The sequence below is a fragment of the Erysipelothrix inopinata genome (assembly GCF_014396165.1).
GTDB lineage: Bacteria > Bacillota_I > Bacilli_A > Erysipelotrichales > Erysipelotrichaceae > Erysipelothrix > Erysipelothrix inopinata.
The window spans coordinates 1,424,097-1,443,557 of the sequence record NZ_CP060715.1; the positions used below are offsets into that span (position 1 = coordinate 1,424,097).

The following is a 19,461-nucleotide window of genomic DNA, read 5'->3' on the forward strand; positions in this document are numbered from 1 at the left end:
TTGTATGTTAAAGTATTTAGTAAAACGAATTATTTCATTAATTCCTGTCGTGATTGTAATTTCAATCATGCTTTTCGGCTTTGTTAAAATTATGCCTGGGGATCCAGTTTTAGGAATGATGAATCCGAATATTAAAGATCCAGTTGAATATCAAGCTCAAGAAGCTCGTATTAGAGAACAACTAGGATTGGATAAATCTCTACCCGAACAATATGTTAAATGGGTAGGCAATACTGTTAAGGGAGACTTAGGGTTCTCATTATCAGAAAGAAAACCGGTTAAAGATGTTATTGGTAGACCTTTGCAGAATACTATTTCTGTAAACGTGATCGCGATTACGTTATCTTTTATCATATCGGTTATCGTTGGTATTAAATCAGCGGTTAAACGAGGCGGATGGTATGATAAAACATGGCAAGTGCTATCAATTATTGGTATGTCTATGCCGACACTTCTTATATCGATTTTACTTATTTATGTCTTTGCAATTAAGTTAGGATGGTTCCCAACTCAAGGTATGCCTGTTCAAGGTATGACCTCTGGGTTCGCAAGCGTTGTAGAATGGATGAAATATGCAACACTAGTAATTATGACTCTAACCATTGGATCACTAGCTTCTACAATTCGTTACGTTCGTAACGCTATGATTGAAGTTCTTAATAGTGATTACATTCGTACAGCACGTGCTAAGGGACTTTCAAATAAAGTTATTATCTATTCACATGCATTTAGAAATGCTCTAATTCCTGTTGTTACAATTCTAGCAGGCTCAATTGCAGGTATCTTTGGGGGTGCCGCTATTACTGAAAGAATTTTCTCATGGAACGGGATTGGATCTGTTCTAGTTTCTGGTATCAATAGCCGTGACTATCAGCTTGTTCTGGCAATTAACATTTTCTACGCTATTATATCGTTAGTATCAAACGTGGTAATGGATATAGGATACGCATTAGTAGATCCACGCGTTAAATTAGATTAGGAAGAGGAAAGTTATGAAAGATAATAAAAAACCAGGAATTTGGTCAAGTATTAAATCCATGTTCTCTTCATTATTCTCATTTGGACGAAATAAAAGTGAAAAAGAATTGGAAGAAATGATTGCATCGGATGATTTCGTTGTCAGTCCAACAAAACAGATAATTAAAAACTTCTTTAGCAATAAACTTGGGGTAACAGGACTTGTAGCATTTATCTTGATTTTTGTTACAGTCTTCGGTGTTGCAGCTACACAAGATTACAATATGTATGATTATGAGCCACTCTTAAAAAATATGGCTCCTGGCCGTAATTACCTAAAAGTTGATAGTAACTTACAAGGTAAAAATATTGTTGAAATATCAAGTGGTTCATCATTTTCTGTAGCACTTGATGATCAAGGTAAAGTTTACTTCTGGGGTCAAAACCCATCAAAACGTTATAAACTTGATTCAATCCTTGATAAAACAAAAGGTAAGAAAATCAAACATATTTCAGCTGGTACTGATCATATTATTGCAGTAGCAGAGGACAATAGCATTATTGGTGTTGGTAACCGATCATTTAATCAAACTGAATTAAATATTGAAGTTCTAGATTCAAAGGTACAACAACAATTAAGAAATAAAAATATTGTTAAAGTGGGCGCAGCTCAAGAAATTTCTGTAATCTTAACTGAAGATGGATTCATTCATCCTTGGGGAAGTACAATGAATAGTGGATTGGATTCAATCCCTGATGAGTATCAAGGTCATGTTAAAGACTTTGAAATTGCACCTTATAGTATTATTCTTACCTTAGATAATAACTCACTTGCAGTTATTGGTAACCAATCGAACGAGGTTGCTGCTATTCCTGCTGAACTGAAATCAGGAGAAGTTAATGTCGTAGACGTTAAAATTTCCGGAACTTCAGCAATTGCAGTTGATGATCAAGGAAAAATGTACACTTGGGGATCAGGTCAAAAAGGAATGTTAACACTTCCTGATTTTGATTCTAAAGTTGTATCACTAACTAAAACACAAGCTACTTTTAATGCTTTAACAGAAAAAGGAACAGTATACTCATGGGGAGCTGATAGATACGGACTTCTTGATGTTCCTACAAAAGTACAAGGAAGTACCAAAGAAATCTATTCTGATATGTTCCAAATGTATGCAGTTGATGGTTCTAATAACGTAACTAGCTGGGGTAACAAAGGATTCTTACTGGGTTCTGATGACTTCGGACGTGATTTAGCAGAACGATTAATTCAAGGTGGTAAGATTTCGTTAACAGTTGGTGCTGTTGCGATGTTAATTTCTACAATTCTTGGTGTGCTTGTTGGATTAATTGCTGGGTATTATGGTGGCCGTGTTGACAATATCTTAATGCGTTTCGCAGAAATTGTGAGCTCTTTCCCATTCCTACCATTAGCAATTACGCTCTCGTCATTAATGCCTACTGACATGCCGGATATTCAACGTATTGGTATGATCATGGTTATTCAAGGGGTTCTCTCTTGGCCAGGAGTAGCGCGTCTTGTTCGTGGGCAAATTCTTGCAGAACGTGAGAAAGACTTTGTTCTTGCTGCGCGTGCTCTAGGTATCAAAGAAAACAAAATATTAATCAAACATATCCTTCCAAGTGTCTTCAACTTCATTATTGTAAGTATGACATTGGGTTATGCGTCGAGTCTTCTATCTGAAGCAGGACTTTCATTCTTAGGATTTGGTGTTCGTGTTCCGGCTCCATCATGGGGTAACATGCTTACAAACGTAGCGAACACAACAGTTATTGAATATTATTGGTGGCAATGGTTGTTACCTGCTCTGTGTGTTATGTTAACGGCTCTGTCTGTTAACTTGATTGGTGATGCATTACGAGACGCAATGGATCCAAAATCGAATCAGAAATAGGTAAAAATTATGACAAACAAATTAGATAGTAAGGATGGGGTTCTACATGACAGATAAATTAGATAACGATGTACTTTTAAAAGTAGAACATTTACAAAAGTATTTTCCAATTAAAAAATCGAGTGTATTCCAACGTCGTCAAGATTATGTAAAGGCGAACAAGGACATTACAGTAAATATTCATAAAGGTGAAACATTAGGACTTGTTGGTGAATCCGGATGTGGTAAATCAACATTTGGTCGTACATTAATTCAACTTTATGATCAAACCGGTGGTGTATCTCTATACTACGGTGAAAAGATTGAAGACATGATGCCTACATATGTTGGTAAAGTGTATAAATCAATTCCTAAGGTATTCGTAAAACATGATGCTGACTATGCTGCCTTAAAGGTATGCCAAGAAGCTATTGTTGGTAAATCAGGTGAAGAATTTCTTGAAGCAAATGAAGCTTTAAGATTGAAAACGATTGAGTACGAAAACACATACGGAAATATTTTCCGTCTTGCTGGAGGATTACTCGTAAGTAAAGATTTAAATGCTGTAAGTTCACTTCTTCTTAAGAAATATAATAAGGGGAGTGTTCTTGCAAAACTTAATAAAGAAATTGACTTAGAAAAGATGAGAGCAAGTGTACATGGCGAAGAATCTACAAAGAAATTAGAAGAACTTCGTGGTAATGCTGAAAATGCTAAAAAGGAATTGGATCTTGTGAATGCTGAAGTTGAAGCATTTAAAGAACCACTTAGAAGTCATGCTCAATTTGATGAGTATGAAGCACTTCTTGATGATGGTATTGATTTATCATGCCTTAATAAAAAAGAAATGCGATTCTTACGTAAAGACTTACAAATTATTTTCCAAGATCCATATTCATCACTTGATCCACGTTTAACTGTAGGAAATATCATTGGTGAAGGTCTCATTGCTCACAAAATCTTTAAGAGTAATAAGAGTGAAGGATATACTGAATACATTCAAGATATCATGGAAAAATGTGGTCTCAAGAAAGAATTTATTCACCGTTTCCCTCACCAGTTCTCTGGTGGACAACGTCAAAGAATCGGGATTGCTCGTGCTTTAGCACTTCGTCCTAAATTCATTGTATGTGATGAAGCGGTTAGTGCATTGGACGTATCCATCCAATCACAAGTTATTAACTTATTACAAGATCTTAAAGACGAACACAATTTAACATACCTTTTCATTACTCATGACTTGGGTGTTGTACGTTTTATTAGTGACCGTATTGGTGTTATGTATTTTGGTAACTTAGTAGAACTTGCTCCTGCTCAGGATATCTTTACAAATCCACAACATCCTTATACTAAAGAATTATTGGCTGCGATTCCAAGAATGGAAAAAGACCAAGCAGAGATTGAGAAACTTTTAGTTAAAGTTGATAATCCTGATTTTGACTTTACATTTAAAGAAACTGGTGAAGCAGATAAAGACTGGCATGAAGTATCTCCTGGACACTTTGTTGCATGTCGACTCTTAAATCACAGTGTTAAGGGAGGAAAGTAAGATGAGTTTATTAGAAGTTAAAAACCTACATACCTACTTTGATACCAAACGTGGACTTGTTAAAGCGGTTAACGGTGTTTCTTTCTCAGTTGATGAGGGAAGAACATTAGGAATCGTTGGTGAATCCGGTAGTGGAAAGAGCCAAACTGCAATGTCTATTCTTCAATTATTTGAATCTAATCAAAAAATCTATGATGGTGAAATTATCTTTGATGGTGAAGTTATTTCTAAATATAACGAAAACCAATTAAGAAAAATTCGTGGTAATGATATCTCAATGATATTCCAAGAACCAATGACAAGTTTGAATCCTGTATTTACAGTTGAAAAACAAATCAGTGAAGTATTGATTCTTCACCAAGGAATGACCAAGAAAGAAGCATCTGTTAAATCAAAAGAGATGCTTGAAGCAGTTAAGATTCCTAATGCAGAACGCGTATTGAAATCGTATCCTCACCAACTTTCTGGTGGTATGAGTCAACGTGTTATGATTGCGATGGCATTAGCATGTAATCCTCGTATTCTTATTGCTGACGAGCCAACGACAGCATTGGATGTTATCATTCAAGCTGAAATTTTAAAGTTGATGAATGATCTTAAAACAAACTTTAAGACTTCAATTCTATTTATCACTCACGACTTAGGTGTTATTAGCCAAATGGCTGATGATGTTATTGTTATGTATGGTGGTAAAATTGTTGAAGCAGCTCCAATCATGTCAATTTTCAAGGATGCACGTCATCCTTATACAAAGCGTCTTATGGCAGCTTTCTTAAAGACTGACATCAATAGTCGTAAAGACCACGATCAAGTCGCACCGGACCTCTATGAGGCTGAGAACGAAGTATTTGACTTCAAGAACTTCAGAGAGAACGGTGTTGCTGACTCAGATTGGCATCAAGTTGCTGATAATCACTTTGTAGCTGTAAACTTATTAAATAAAGAAAATGTTTAAGTATCGAAAAAAGAAACTACTCACTGAGGAAGAAATCGATGCAAAGTTCAAAGATGTTGAACTTGAGAAAAATGACACTAAAGCAATGATTATTGCGGCACTGATAACGTTTTTACCAGTGATGGTCATGTTGATGGTTATCTTCTATGGAGCAATATGGTTAATATTCATGCGTTAAACTAAAAACGAGCACTTATCGTCAATCGATAGGTGCTCGTTTCTTATTTGAAGATTACTTCAGGATAACTAACTTTAAGTGTTTTCGCAAAGTTTTGATATTGATGCTGAGAGATTGAGTGATTCATGTTTTCATTGATTGTGTATTTAATTGTCTTAGAATGCGTAACAATCTTTAACTTGCGAACCATGTTACTCTGTTCAAAAGGTGTACTCATTTCAATCTTTGTAATATTTGTATAGTTATAGCGAGTATCATTTATTTTAATTCCGTTTTCTAATACTTCGAAAGTTACTTTCTTTCGTGTTCCAATCAGAAACAGTACGATTGCAACCATGAACAAAACAAGAATTATCATCATTACGATTAAGTATGAAAAATCGAGTCTCCCAAAAATAATTGGGAGAAGATCGCAAGTGGTAATAAGGTGAATACTGATAGTAAGAATATAACGGTATTACGAGATTGTTGTGCTTTAAAAGTGAATTTTGTAGAAAGCGTTTCACGACTTTCATGGTCATCAAGTAAATGAGTAGATTGGTCATCAAGAAGCTGAATAAAGTTCAGGTATTGAAGATCACCCAGAGGAATAAAATCTATGTTTATACCCGTTGTTCTGTGTTCCTTAGTATCAAGCGTAACGGTGAGTACAGTATACGTACTGGAACCAGCATGAGCATTTCGAATTGCCTTATACGAATAAACAACTTCTGATAACGGTGCATAGAAGAGTATTTCATTTTTATCTATAACCTCAAGAGTGCCATTTTCAACTTTGATTTGAAGGGAAGGTGTTAAGAACTCATAAAGTGATAATCCAATGAATCCAAGACTAAGAAGTCCAAATCCGCCCCACATTAGTGTTATGTCAGTGAATGAGTCAATGAATGATAAAAAGTCAAACCCTAATATGGATACAATCGCAATAATACCGATTGAGCATAGGAATACGATGCTGAGTCTATTAAATACGTTGAGAGTTTTCTGTGCATTGGATTTATAAAAGGTTACTTGATGTTCTTTCTTGAGATTGTGACGAACGATGATTTCTAGAGCAAGTGAAATCACGTTGATTGAGATTGTGATGATTGCACCTAATCCAACGGTACTCCACCCATTTAAATGTGAAAAGTCTCGATATAGAAGAAAAGAATCAAGATTGGCATTGTATTCAATGGTAAAACTTCCATTATCGATATCGGTGAATGTAAATCCATTTTCAAAGGTTAATATTTCACCATCAATTAAAAAACTTAGATTGTCATAGGTTTTATCTGATTGTATACGAACAGGATTGGTGATGTTGTTGGCATCATCAATAGAAGAAATCGTAATATACTTTCCTGGATAAACATCAAAATACGAATAAGACGTATCAACGAAGTCAAACTGTGTTTTAACTCCAGAGAAGGAAAGGGTGAGGATTGCGAGAACAATCCAAATCAATTTGTTTGCAAGTCGGAATGAATATGAATTTTTCATTTAAAGCTCCTTGTAATGTAATATGACTATTTTATCAAATTGTTTTTGAATAGTGTATCATAGTGATGTTTGATTTTACTAATCTTAATATTTCTATATTTTATGCACATTAAATCTAAAAACATACAGTGTATGTTATAATTAGTTAGCCGACTAACTAAAGGAGAGATAGTGTGGATAATACATTAAGTAATTTGTTTCGAGAATTAGCACGAACACATCGTACTGCAGTTCAAGAATATCTCGACAATTTTGACTTGTTCATCGGACAACCTCGTTTTTTATTTGAACTTGAAGAACGTCCTGGAATAACGCAGAAGGAATTAGTGGATGCGTTACATGTATCGAAGGAAACGGTGTCAATTACTCTCAGCAGATTAGAGAATGCTGGGTTTATTCAACGAGTTGTTACTGAGAATGATCGTCGTAAGAAATCATTGTTTTTGTCTGCAAAAGGGGAAAAGGTTGTAGAACAATTGCATACTGATTTTAATATGATTAATAACTTAATGTTTGTAAATCTATCAGAGAATGAAAAGTTGGTTTTGGAAGAATTATTTGAAAAAATGATTCTTGGTTTGAAAGAGAGGAGTCGATAATTTGAAATTATTTTATAAGCATTTTAAACCAGAGATTCCTATGGCTATATTAGGAATAATTTTTGTAGGAAGCGTCGCTTTCATTGAGTTGTATCAAATCCAGCTGATGGCTGAAATTATTGACACTGGGATTGCCCAACAAGACTTTTCAATCATTATGTCTGTGGGATTGAAAATGGTAGGATTAGCATTATTGGGGGCAGTAATTGCCATGCTAGGACTCTATTTCCCATCGCAAGTTTCAAATAACTTTGCATTAAGTCTACGAGAAGATGTCTTTAAGAAAATTCAAACATTTTCACTTAAGAACATGTCTAATTTTCAAACTGCATCACTTGTTACCCGACTTACTAACGATATTAACTTCTTACAAAGAACGTTAATGATGGCATTAAGATTACTCGTAAGAGCACCTGTGTTCTTATTTAGTACTGTTATTATGACTTACATGATTAGCCCTGAACTATCATGGGTTATGCTTGCTGCTGTAGCATTTCTTTCAGTAGTACTTGCATATATTATTCATCAAGGGTTCCCTCGTTTTGTAAAATTACAAAAAAAGGTTGATAAGCTAAACCGTAAGGTTCAAGAATCATTGATGAACATTCGTGTTATTAAATCATTTGTTCGTGAAGACTTAGAAGACGAGAAGTTTGTTGAGGAAAATACTGAGAACTATGATGCAGCTGTAAGTGCAAACAACCTCATGGTTATCATGAACCCTGCATTAACTGCAGCAATTCACTTTGCGACACTTGTTATTGTATGGATTTCTGCATATCTTATCGTAGATGTACAATCAATTCATGTTGGGGATTTGTTGGTATTTATTAACTACTTAAGATTTACCATGTTCTCAATGTTCATGATTACAAACGTCTTGATGATGGTTTCTAGAAGTAAAGCATCGATAATTCGTGTTCGTGAAGTCATGACTACAGAACCTGATATTACTTCTAAAGATTCTGCAATTGTTCTTGATGACAATGTAGAAGGAGCATTAGCGTTTAATGATGTGACGTTCCGTTATTATGAAGGCGCTAATAATGTCCTTGAAAATATTAACTTTGAAGTTAAACCCGGTGAACATATTGGGATTATCGGATCAACAGGGAGTGGTAAATCAACACTCATTAATCTAATGGTTCGATTACTTGATGTAAGTGAAGGATCTATCACATTAGATGGTACAGACATTCGCGATATCGAATTGCATTCACTTCGTCGTCAGTTTGGATTCGTACCACAGAAAAACGTTCTCTTCACCGGAACAATTGGTGATAACCTTCGTTTAGGTAATGAAAATGCATCAGAAGAAACCTTAATTAGAGCAACACAAGCTGCTTCTATTTATGGATTCATTGAGGATAAAGAAAAAGGTTTTGATTATCCAATTCAACAAGGAGGATCTAACCTCTCGGGAGGACAACGTCAACGTATGTGTATTGCACGTGCGCTTGTTATGAATCCTAAAGTGTTGGTACTTGATGATAGTACAAGTGCACTTGATGCAGCAACAGAAGCACAAGTTAAAGAATCACTCAGCAAAATGTATTCTGATATAACGATTATTAGTATTGCTCAGAAAATTAGTTCTGTAGCAGACAGTGATCGAATCCTTGTCTTAGATGAAGGATTGATTGTAGGAATGGGTGTTCATGAAGAACTCCTTGAAACATGTCTTGTTTATCAAGAAATCTACAACAGTCAAATGAAGAAAGGAGAGATTGAATAATGTCACAAAGATCAATTGTTATTGGACAGCATAAACCTAAGGACCAAAAGAAGACGTTAAAACGACTTATTTCGTATCTAGGAGCATCTAAAGGACTCTTACTAAGTGTTATCATTGCTTCTATTATTGCGACTCTTGGTGGTCTCTATGGATCGTATGCAATCTCACCTTTAATTAAAATTATAGAGAGTGGATTAACAGGTACTGTTACTCAGGAGGTAATGTACCAACAGCTCTTTGGAAAATTAGTACTTCTCGCAATCGTATTTGCGCTTGAAGTTGTTGCAATGTATTATTCAGGACGCATGATGGTTAAAATATCACAACGTACTGTCGCAACCATTCGTAAAGAAATGTTTGAACACATGCTACGAATGCGAGTGAGTTATCACGATGCAAATGCTCATGGTGATCTCATGAGTCGCTTTACTAACGACCTTGATTTAGTTGGTGAAGGATTGAATACAGCCGCTGCTTCAATTATCATTAATATTTTTACTCTAATTGGTACGATTATCGTTATGTTTATTTTAAGTCCAATTTTATCAGTTGTTACGCTTGTTATTTTGCCGCTACTATCATTAATGTCTAATGTGATTGTGAAACGAAGTCGAATCTATTCGAAACGCCAACAAACATCTTTAGGTAAACTAAATGGTTACATTGAGGAATCAATGGAAGGGCAAATGGTTATGCAATTGTTTAATCATGAAGAACAAGCTCAACAAGACTTTGGTGAGTTAAACCAAGTTTATCGTAAGAACTCTCAATTTGCGCAAATTACATCTATCATGATTTATCCATTAATGCAAAACATCAATACAATCAGTTATGCATTGATTGGCATCGTGGGGGGATATCTCGCAATATTCCACGGTTTAAGTGTTGGAGACTTGGGAGCGTATGTAAACATGACGCGTACACAAGGAAAACCAATTAATGAAATTTCAAGTCAATTCACTACTTTACAATCAGCGATTGCTTCCGCAGAACGTATTTTCGAATTCCTTGATTGGGAACTTGAACCGGTTAGCGAAGATGACGTAATCTTAGAAAATGTCGTAGGTGATGTTCGCTTTGAGAATGTCGTATTTGGATATAATCCATCCAAACCTGTCTTGAAGGATGTAACTTTCTGGGCTAAACCAGGCCAAAAAATTGCGTTCGTAGGATCAACGGGTGCAGGTAAAACTACAATTACTAACCTGATCTCAAGATTCTATGATATCGATTCAGGTAAGATTCTTATTGATGGTCAAGATATTGATACTTTAAATCGTCTTGAACTTCGAAAACATATTGCGATGGTACTTCAAGATACGCACTTATTCAGTGGTACTATCATGGAAAACATTCGTTATGGTAATCTAGAAGCGACAGATGAAGAATGTATTGCAGCCGCTAAACTTGCGAATGCACACCATTTCATAAAAATCCTAGAACATGGTTATGATACTGAAATATCTGGTGATGGAGATGACTTATCTCAAGGACAAAAACAACTCTTGAATATTGCTCGTGCAGCCGTAGCCAATCCAAGTATCTTGATCTTAGACGAAGCAACATCGTCCATTGATACACGTACTGAAAGATTGATTGAAAAGGGTATGGATTCCATTATGGAAGGGCGTACCACATTCGTAATCGCACATAGACTTTCTACGGTTCGTAATGCCAATGCCATTATTGTGTTGGAAAATGGACAAATCGTAGAACGTGGAGACCATGATGATCTCATGAAGCAAAATGGTCGTTATGCATCACTTTACACAGGTCAAACTGAATTAAGTTAAATGTTATATTATGGGCTCTTGAAAATCTAGTGTTGGTGAACTCCAATATTGATTTAGAGTCACGGCTCCATCACATTAATTTGTGGTGGAGCTTTTTATAATTGTAATGGTAACATTGTGTTGCTTATAAGTAAAACTCTCGCTCTAAAATTTGTGAATGATCGATACCCGAATGCAATTCTCTTAATTACTTTTATTAAGTTATTAGTACCTTCTAATTTTCCGTTTGAGTATTCATAAGTAAGTGCATTAAGTATCGATGTTTTATGATAGTTGAATGTATTGATTGTGGTTTGAATCGTCTTGGGTAGATGTTTGTAATTCTTGGATATTAAGTCTTCGAAATAGTCTATTTGCCTGTTATTGATAGAGAGCCGTATTCGCTGCATTAACCAATAACACTCTTCGAGTTCTTTTGAAGATCTCAAGAGTTCATCGACGACCTGTTGTTCAGTCATAAGATGAGGGAAACACTTAAAGTGCTTATATTCTTTGTCATCTAAATCATCTTGAGTCATCATTAAGAGTTTCCAATACTTCTTCAATTTAGAGTAGTATTGTTTATTCTCTTTCATAACTTGCGTCCTTACAGAGTTGAATGATCGATTAATAAGCTGAACGACATGGAATCTATCGGTAATTATTTTAGCGTTAGGGAAACAGGACTTTACGAGGTCGATATATCCTTTAAACATATCCATAGAAACAGTCTCTACTTGTTTTCTAACTTCAAGAGGGAATGAAAAGAAATAAGACTTGAGGAAACCAATATGACGATGCGTAAGGATATCCAGTATCTTACCTGTATCAGCGTCTGTAAAAATAAATGACATCTTACCCTTAACCTCTTTAACTGACTTAAACTCATCGAAGGATAGGTTCTTGGGCAAGGAATTGTGAGGTTGAATAAACTTTGAATTGATATTTGTGATCCAAGAGTTAATGGTAGTGTGAGAGATATTATTACTCTTTGATATATCCCAAACAGAACGTTTTGTCTTAATTTCTAAAAGTACTTTATGATAGGTGTTCTTGGATATGGAGCAGTTTTTATCAACTAGGTTTGTTTGAGAGATAAATGTATGCGAACACATCTTGCAGTAATAGCGTTGTTTTTTAAGTTTTAAGTAGGTTGTGAAATTAGAACACTTTGGAAGTTTAATTGTGACAGACTTAGTTCCGTTTTTAATAATAGAGTTATCTTGATTAATGCAACCACATTTTGTGCAATAATCGGGATGATCCGGAGAGTGTGTAGCGTATACAACGTGAGATAAAACTCCTTTTATGACTTCTTGTTGAACACTTTCATCTGAAAAATGTATGGATTTGTCTTTAATATTAAGTAAAATTCGTGTATTATTTTGATTGGACATAGATGATGGATCCCTTTCTCTGGTTGTGGTGACTTTAGTATAGAGGATTTACTTATCTATGTCTTTTTTTATTATCTAAAATAAAAAAGTGTTGATGAGATAAATATCTCACCAACACCAGATTTTAAAGAACCATATTATGAAGCCCACAATTAAGTGGGCTTTATTTTGTTTAGCCTTCCTAGGAATAGAAGGTAAGCAGATATATTTTTCAACATTGAGATGGGACGTTCAAGTAGGTTAAAGTCAGCACCATGCTCTTCGTATTTTTTTTGCTAGCAAATATTATCATATTTTTACATGTAGTTTGAGTTTCACGTCCATATTTCATATGGCTTTACAAATTCTTTATTGGCCTTTACAATCATATTGAGGTGATATTATGTATTTTGGTATCGATAAGCGTGTAAAATGCACGAGCTACTCAATTTTGATAATTGATTGAAGTAGCAATAATAAGAGTAAGACTACTTCAGAATTATTTTAATTGAGTTAGAAATCAATTTTAAAATAAAAGGAGTAATAATTATGAATAAATTATCAATCAGCCGAGATGGCTACACATTAAATATATTAGATGATCGTAAAGGAAATGATATTCCTTTAATGATAGTCGGGAGTGCAGTATACTATCCGAAACTTTTTGTGAGTGACGTATATGACGATTTGAGTATTGTCTATGTTGATCATAGAGGGTTCTCTGTGTCTACGGATGCGAATGCTTCATTTGAACTAAGAGATATCGTTGAAGATATTGAAGCAATACGCATTGAACTTGGAATTAATAGTATGCACTTATTAGGTCATTCTGGTCATGGATTCATGGCGATGGCTTATGCTCAAAAGTATCCAGAACATGTGGAAACACTTGTACTCTCAAATCTTGCACCTATGAATACACAAGAACGACAAAATCAAAGTATTCAATACTTTGAAATGACTGCAACCGAGGAACGTAAACAGGCATTCTATAAAGCTTGGGAAATCTTTCAAGAACAATTGAAATCAAATCCAACTGACCGTTTCTCGCTAATGAATATAGCAATGCAAGCTCATTCATTCTATGATTATAATTATGATGGTGCTTACTTGTGGGATGATGTCATCAACAACATGCCAGCACTTGATCATCTGTGGGGTGAAGCATTTGCGGTATATGATACAGCAGGATTTGTAGCTGAATACTCAAAACCAATTTTGCTATTGTTATCAGAATATGACTACCTTGTTTCACCAACAAATCTTTGGAAAGACATTGTATTTGATAATGATAATGTGAGCTTTGGACAATTCAGTCAAAGCGGACACAATCCAATGTTAGAAGAACCCGTAAAATATCGCAAATTTTTAAACTTGTTATAATAATAGATGAAGAACCTTCTTAATTTAGGAGGTTCTTTTTAGGTATAAAGGGAGATCATTCAATTCTAAAGATAATATCTTGGAATCATGTTAGAATTGGTAGCGGAGGCATATTATGAACGGAATAATTTTTGATTTAGATGGAACACTTTTAAATACAATTGCGGATCTTGGAAATAGCATGAATCGCATTTTGAAGAAATATAATCTACCCGAACATCCATTGGATGCTTATACACTTTTTGTTGGAAATGGTATGAAGAAGCTTGTTGAAAGGGCTGTGGGAGAACATCCACAATTTGATGAAATTCTAGAAGCTTATTTAGATGAGTATCAAGAACACTATCTTGATGATTCATTACCTTATAATAATGTTATTGAAACTTTAAAGACATTAAATGAGAGAAAGGTTCCAATCGCAATTTGTACAAACAAAAAACAAGTTTATACAGATAATATTGTGGAACATTTTTTTAAAGATATTAAGTTTGAAGCCGTAATGGGAGATCAATTTGATGGAAAACACAAACCCAATCCTCACTCTGCATTAATTTGTGCTGAGAAGATGAACTGTAAACCTGAAAATATTTTATTTGTAGGTGATAGTAATGTTGATATGCAAACTGCAAAGAATGCTAACATGACTCCGATTGGTGTTTCTTGGGGATTTCGAAGTGTTGAAGAGCTTGAATCTGAAGGGGCTTCACAAATTATTGATAATATGAGTGAAATATTGAATCTTGTGTAATGAATTCACAAAGAATGCGATGAACATGTGGAGTTTCATTACAAATGATGATAAAATAAGGCGCGTAGGAGGATTTTATGAGTAAAAAACCAGTAGTATTAGTCGTAATGGACGGTGTTGGATTAAGTGATACAGTTGAAGGAAATGCAGTTAAACAAGCATATACTCCAACTTTAGATAATTTAATGAAAACATGTCCTAATATTGAAATTAAAGCGCATGGAGACGCTGTTGGACTTCCAACAGATGATGACATGGGAAACTCTGAAGTTGGACACAACGCTTTGGGTTCAGGTCAAATCTATTCTCAAGGGGCTAAACTTGTTGGCGAATCCATTGAAAACAATTCGTTGTTTGAATCACCAACTTGGAAGTGGCTTGTAGAAGAGAAAAGTAATACATTACATTTAATTGGATTGTTATCTGATGGTAATGTTCATGCTCATATCAAGCATGTTGAAGCATTAATTAAACAAGCTAAAAAAGATGGCGTAAAACGTCTTGCACTTCATGCTTTACAAGATGGACGTGATGTTGAACAACAATCAGCACTCATTTACATCAATCAAGTTCAAGAACTTATGGACTCACTAAATGATGATACATTTGAGGCATTTTTTGCTTCAGGTGGTGGACGTATGCTTGTTACAATGGATCGCTACGATGCTGATTGGGGCATGGTAGAGCGTGGTTGGAACACACACGTACTTGGTGAAGGACAACGTTTTGATTCAGCTGTGAGCGCAATCGAACACTTCCGTAACGAAGATCCATCATTATCCGATCAATATATTCCAGCATGGGTCGTAGAAAAAGACGGGGAAGCAATTGCTCCTATTCAAGACGGCGATGCTGTAATCTTCTTCAACTTTAGAGGTGACCGTGCTTTAGAAATTTCAAAAGCATTCACAACCGATGCAAGCTTTGATAAGTTTGATCGTGTTCGTGTTCCTGACGTTAAATATGCAGGGATGCTTCAATACGATGGTGATTTAAAAATCCCAGAACACTTCTTGGTAGAACCACCACATATTGAAAACACCTTGACAGAGACATTAATTGCTAATAATCTTTCATCATTCGCAATTTCAGAAACTCAAAAATATGGTCACGTTACTTATTTCTGGAATGGAAATAAACAAGAAAAATTATCAAGTACACTTGAAACATGGGTTGAAATCAAAGGGGACGATGTTACTTTTGATCAACGTCCATGGATGAAATCAGCAGAGATTACTGATGAAGTCATTAAAGCTCTTGATTCTAAAGAATATGATTTTATTCGTATTAACTTCCCTAACGGGGATATGGTTGGTCATACAGGCGATATGCTTGCAACAATCATCTCAATGGAATCCGTTGATTTAGCCTTATCAAGACTCTTACCAGCTGTGAAACGTAATGAAGCAACATTAATCGTTCTCGCTGACCACGGTAACGCTGATGAAATGCTTGATAAAAAAGGAAATGTGAAAACAGCACACTCCTTAAATCCAGTACCATTTATCGTTTACAACCGTGATGTTGAATTAAAACAAGAGGGTACATATGGACTTGCAAACGTCGCAGCTACTGTTGCAGACCTCTTAGATATTGAACCACATCAAAATTGGTTACCAAGTCTCATTAAGAAATAATTTTAAAACAAGTTTTGTTACATTGTTGTAGCAGAACTTGTTTTTATTTGCTCAAATGTCGCACGCAATTTCTTTGTATAATTTGCTCGAATATTCACATGACAATGACAATCACTCTCTTTTAGACCCGTATTGGTTGTTTTTAGGACTAAACAAAGTGACTATGTGAAAATATTGATAATTTTAATTAATGTTTTGCTTGTTTCCCATTTGTACATATCATAGACTTTAATTACAAACTAGTTTGTCAAGGAAGGTGACCATATGTGTTATGTAGAAGTAAAACAATTTGAGTTGGTTAAGGGAACAGGACGTGCTTTCGCGGACAAGTTCTTTGAAACAACCGTTGTTCGAGGTGTTGAAGGGTTTAAAGATTTAAAAGTAGGTTTAAATGATGCAAGTTCTAAAGTTGATATTGTAATCATTACAATGATCTGGGAAAGTGAAGAAGCATTATTAACGTTTAAACGTGGGGATATTCATAAAGAATTACATCGTAATCGTAAGCCTAATCCAAATCTTGTGAAACATTCTTCTACGCGCTACGAAATCGTTCATGAGCTCTAAAACGCGTTCAATTTACGTATTTGTTTTTTTAGGTTTGTCACTTGCTTCAATTTTTATTGGTGCTAATGATATCAACCTAAGTCAAATATTAAAGGGAGATGCACTGACATGGATGATTCTCATCGAGGGTCGCATTCCAAGGTATCTCTCAGTAGTGATGACCGGCATATCACTTTCGATTGCCGGATTAATTATGCAAAGAATTTCTCAAAATCGATTCGTTTCACCCTCTACAGCCGTCACGATGGATGGTGCTCGTTTTGGAATTATCATCTCATTAGTAGCATTTGGGAGCCTTTCGATTCAATCAAGAATGTTTTTTGCATGGTTGTTTTCTATGGTTTTCACAGTTTTGTTTATGATATTGATTCATAAATTAAAATTTAAAAATGTTATTTTTATTCCATTATTGGGAATGATGTTGGGGATGATCGTTGACAGTATCACAACATTTATAGCTTTGAAGTATGACCTAATGCAAACATTATCGGGGTACATGATGGGTTCCTTTACGTTTATATTGAAGGGGAGGTATGAATTACTATTTACCTCTATTCCTCTGGTACTCATTGCACTTTTCTATATTAAGCGATTCGCAATTGTCTCAATGGGAGAAGACTTTGCTAAATCGGTTGGTGTTCATTATGGAAGAACACTCATCTTAGGGGTCCTGGTTGTTTCTATGTTAAGTGCGTCTGTAGTGACAACAATTGGAACGATACCTTTCGTTGGATTGATCGTTCCCAACATGGTTTCCTATCTTTATGGTGATAGTGATCGTTATGTAATTTTAGATACAGCTTTAATGGGAAGCATACTCCTACTGTTGTCTGATCTTATTTCGCGACTCGTTATATATCCTTATGAAGTTCCAATTGGACTAACATTAGGAGTTATTGGATCCTTATTTTTTGTAGTGATCCTCATACGGGGGTACCATGAAAAAGCATAAAACACTTTTACTCAGCCTTGTACTTATCCTGTCATTAGTTTATTTGTTTTACGGGATATCGATGAACAATATTAAGTATATTTTGATGCGAAGAGGATCGCGTTTGATTGCAATCTATGTGGTATCCTATCTCGTCAATACGTCAACTGTTTACTTTCAAAGTATGACAAACAATCGCATTCTGACGCCATCTCTTTTGGGATATGACAGGCTCTATATGCTCATTCAGGTTGTGGTTGTGATGATTTTAAAACAGTATATTTCAAACATAAGTTTGTTTCTTGTTTGTGTCGTTGTAATGACACTGTTCTCTACTGTTTTATATAGCACTATCTTAAAAAAAGTAAATGGTGATTTATATATACTGCTGTTGATCGGAACCCTGGTCGGAACTTTTTTCGGAAGTATAACATCGTATCTGCAATTAATGATGGATCCCAATGAATTCAGTATTATTCAAAATCAAGGGTTCGCATCGTTTAATGCGATTAATGTTTACGTGTTAGGGATTGCATGTCTTCTCGTCTTACCAACGCTAGTCTTGCAAGCCTATTTATCTAAAAGTCATGACGTCGTTGCATTGGGACAAAATCATGCGAAAAACTTAGGTGTAAACCTAGGAAGATTTTATAAAGGTGCTCTAGTTTTAATATCTATTGATATTTCAATTGCGACAGCACTTGTAGGGCCCATCTCTTTTCTAGGATTACTAACTACCAACCTTGGAAAAGAAATTGAACCTTCATATCGAAGCAAAGACTTAATTTTCACCTCAACACTCGTATCGATTTGCTTATTACTATTTGCGCAGATTGTATTTGAGAGAATCCTTAAGTTCAACACTTCGATTACTGTAATTATTAATATATTAGGTGGAATTGTATTTATCTGGTTGATGTTTAAGGAGCGATTCAATGATTGAAGTAACGAATCTCACAAAAAAATATGGAAAGTTCTATGCACTTGATCAAGTAAGTGTTGATGTTCACGATGGACGTGTTACTGCTATTATTGGCGAAAATGGTTCGGGAAAAACAACACTCTTGAATATGATGGGACGACTTACTGAAGAAACAGAAGGGATTATTCGTTACAATGATTGCAATATCAAGGACTTCAAGAACCGGGAATTTGCACAAAAGGTTGCGATACTTAAGCAAAATAACATGACCAATTTACGCTTGACCGTCTATGATCTTGTTTCATTTGGACGCTTCCCACATAACCAACATAAACTGACAGATGAAGATGAATTGATTATTTTGGAATCTTTATCTTTCATGGGATGTATGGACTTAAAAGATAAATACATTGATCAACTGAGTGGTGGTCAACTTCAACGGGTCTATATCGCAATGATTCTCGTTCAGGATACTGACTATATTTTCTTAGATGAACCACTTAATAATTTAGATTTAAAGCATGCGCATGAATTGATGGCACTCATTCAAAGCCTTGCGATTCAAAGAAATAAGACTGTCGTTATTGTGATGCATGACCTTAACATGGTTTACCGTTACGTTGATGATGTGATTGCCTTAAAACACGGTAGACTCATTGCCAATGGCGCTGTAGACGATGTTCTCAATGAAAGTGTCTTGCACCGCATTTATGATATGAAATTCACAATCCAATCATGCACCGAACATAAGGTTGCATTTATAGAATAAGGGGAA

18 protein-coding genes are annotated in these 19,461 nt (G+C 35.2%); 15 read left to right on the forward strand and 3 right to left on the reverse strand.

Features of this window, described 5'->3' with window-relative positions:
• Positions 1–4 precede the first annotated feature (4 nt).
• From H9L01_RS06975 to H9L01_RS06995, 5 genes are read left to right on the forward strand one after another with little or no spacing between them, the layout of a single operon-like run.
• Positions 5–979: an ABC transporter permease gene (locus H9L01_RS06975; RefSeq protein WP_187533243.1), complete on the forward strand. Its 975-nt coding sequence runs from the start codon at positions 5–7 to the stop codon at positions 977–979.
• Positions 980–992: 13 nt separating this feature from the next.
• A complete protein-coding gene (locus H9L01_RS06980; RefSeq protein ID WP_187533244.1) occupies positions 993–2,873 on the forward strand; it encodes an ABC transporter permease subunit in 1,881 nt (626 codons plus the stop codon).
• 46 nt (positions 2,874–2,919) lie between these two features.
• A complete protein-coding gene (locus H9L01_RS10890; protein ID WP_187533245.1) occupies positions 2,920–4,401 on the forward strand; it encodes an oligopeptide/dipeptide ABC transporter ATP-binding protein in 1,482 nt (493 codons plus the stop codon).
• 1 nt (position 4,402) lies between these two features.
• Entirely contained in the window at positions 4,403–5,356 is a 954-nt protein-coding gene (locus H9L01_RS06990; protein WP_187533246.1) for an ABC transporter ATP-binding protein, read from the forward strand.
• Positions 5,349–5,534, forward strand: coding sequence for a hypothetical protein (locus tag H9L01_RS06995; protein ID WP_187533247.1), 186 nt, complete (start codon positions 5,349–5,351; stop codon positions 5,532–5,534). The genes H9L01_RS06990 and H9L01_RS06995 overlap by 8 nt, the downstream gene beginning before the upstream one ends.
• Before the next feature lie 43 nt (positions 5,535–5,577).
• Here H9L01_RS06995 and H9L01_RS07000 read toward each other — a convergent pair whose 3' ends face one another.
• Together H9L01_RS07000 and H9L01_RS07005 are read right to left on the reverse strand one after the other, a co-directional pair.
• Positions 5,578–5,871, reverse strand: coding sequence for a hypothetical protein (locus H9L01_RS07000; protein ID WP_187533248.1), 294 nt, complete (start codon positions 5,869–5,871; stop codon positions 5,578–5,580).
• Positions 5,872–5,900: 29 nt separating this feature from the next.
• Entirely contained in the window at positions 5,901–7,016 is a 1,116-nt protein-coding gene (locus tag H9L01_RS07005; RefSeq protein ID WP_187533249.1) for a hypothetical protein, read from the reverse strand.
• Positions 7,017–7,189: 173 nt separating this feature from the next.
• Here H9L01_RS07005 and H9L01_RS07010 point away from each other — a divergent pair, with 173 nt between their 5' ends.
• From H9L01_RS07010 to H9L01_RS07020, 3 genes are read left to right on the forward strand one after another with little or no spacing between them, the layout of a single operon-like run.
• Complete coding sequence (locus tag H9L01_RS07010) at positions 7,190–7,615, forward strand: MarR family winged helix-turn-helix transcriptional regulator (protein ID WP_187533250.1); 426 nt, start codon at positions 7,190–7,192, stop codon at positions 7,613–7,615.
• Position 7,616: 1 nt separating this feature from the next.
• A complete protein-coding gene (locus H9L01_RS07015; RefSeq protein WP_187533251.1) occupies positions 7,617–9,350 on the forward strand; it encodes an ABC transporter ATP-binding protein in 1,734 nt (577 codons plus the stop codon).
• Positions 9,350–11,143 carry an ABC transporter ATP-binding protein gene (locus H9L01_RS07020; protein ID WP_187533252.1) on the forward strand — a complete coding sequence of 598 codons (1,794 nt, stop codon included), beginning with the start codon at positions 9,350–9,352 and terminating at the stop codon, positions 11,141–11,143. Before H9L01_RS07015 ends, H9L01_RS07020 begins: the two co-directional genes overlap by 1 nt.
• A 95-nt stretch (positions 11,144–11,238) precedes the next feature.
• Here H9L01_RS07020 and H9L01_RS07025 read toward each other — a convergent pair whose 3' ends face one another.
• Positions 11,239–12,519 carry an ISL3 family transposase gene (locus H9L01_RS07025; RefSeq protein ID WP_187533253.1) on the reverse strand — a complete coding sequence of 427 codons (1,281 nt, stop codon included), beginning with the start codon at positions 12,517–12,519 and terminating at the stop codon, positions 11,239–11,241.
• A 528-nt stretch (positions 12,520–13,047) separates the two neighbouring features.
• Here H9L01_RS07025 and H9L01_RS07030 point away from each other — a divergent pair.
• The 7 genes from H9L01_RS07030 (at position 13,048) to H9L01_RS07060 (ending at position 19,455) form a co-directional block, all read left to right on the forward strand.
• Positions 13,048–13,881, forward strand: a complete 834-nt coding sequence (locus H9L01_RS07030) for an alpha/beta fold hydrolase (protein ID WP_187533254.1) — start codon at positions 13,048–13,050, stop codon at positions 13,879–13,881.
• A gap of 115 nt (positions 13,882–13,996) precedes the next feature.
• Positions 13,997–14,629, forward strand: a complete 633-nt coding sequence (locus H9L01_RS07035) for an HAD family hydrolase (RefSeq protein WP_187533255.1) — start codon at positions 13,997–13,999, stop codon at positions 14,627–14,629.
• A gap of 77 nt (positions 14,630–14,706) precedes the next feature.
• The gene (gene gpmI / locus H9L01_RS07040) at positions 14,707–16,266 is read left to right on the forward strand and encodes a 2,3-bisphosphoglycerate-independent phosphoglycerate mutase (protein ID WP_187533256.1); all 1,560 of its coding nucleotides are present in this window, start codon (positions 14,707–14,709) and stop codon (positions 16,264–16,266) included.
• Between the two features lie 264 nt (positions 16,267–16,530).
• Positions 16,531–16,833 carry an antibiotic biosynthesis monooxygenase gene (locus H9L01_RS07045; protein ID WP_187533257.1) on the forward strand — a complete coding sequence of 101 codons (303 nt, stop codon included), beginning with the start codon at positions 16,531–16,533 and terminating at the stop codon, positions 16,831–16,833.
• A complete protein-coding gene (locus H9L01_RS07050; RefSeq protein ID WP_187533258.1) occupies positions 16,823–17,785 on the forward strand; it encodes an ABC transporter permease in 963 nt (320 codons plus the stop codon). Before H9L01_RS07045 ends, H9L01_RS07050 begins: the two co-directional genes overlap by 11 nt.
• 61 nt (positions 17,786–17,846) lie before the next feature.
• Positions 17,847–18,707 (forward strand): iron chelate uptake ABC transporter family permease subunit, encoded by an 861-nt coding sequence (locus H9L01_RS07055; RefSeq protein WP_187533259.1) that lies wholly within the window; start codon positions 17,847–17,849, stop codon positions 18,705–18,707.
• Entirely contained in the window at positions 18,700–19,455 is a 756-nt protein-coding gene (locus H9L01_RS07060) for an ATP-binding cassette domain-containing protein (RefSeq protein ID WP_187533260.1), read from the forward strand. The genes H9L01_RS07055 and H9L01_RS07060 overlap by 8 nt, the downstream gene beginning before the upstream one ends.
• The last annotated feature ends 6 nt before the right edge of the window (positions 19,456–19,461 follow it).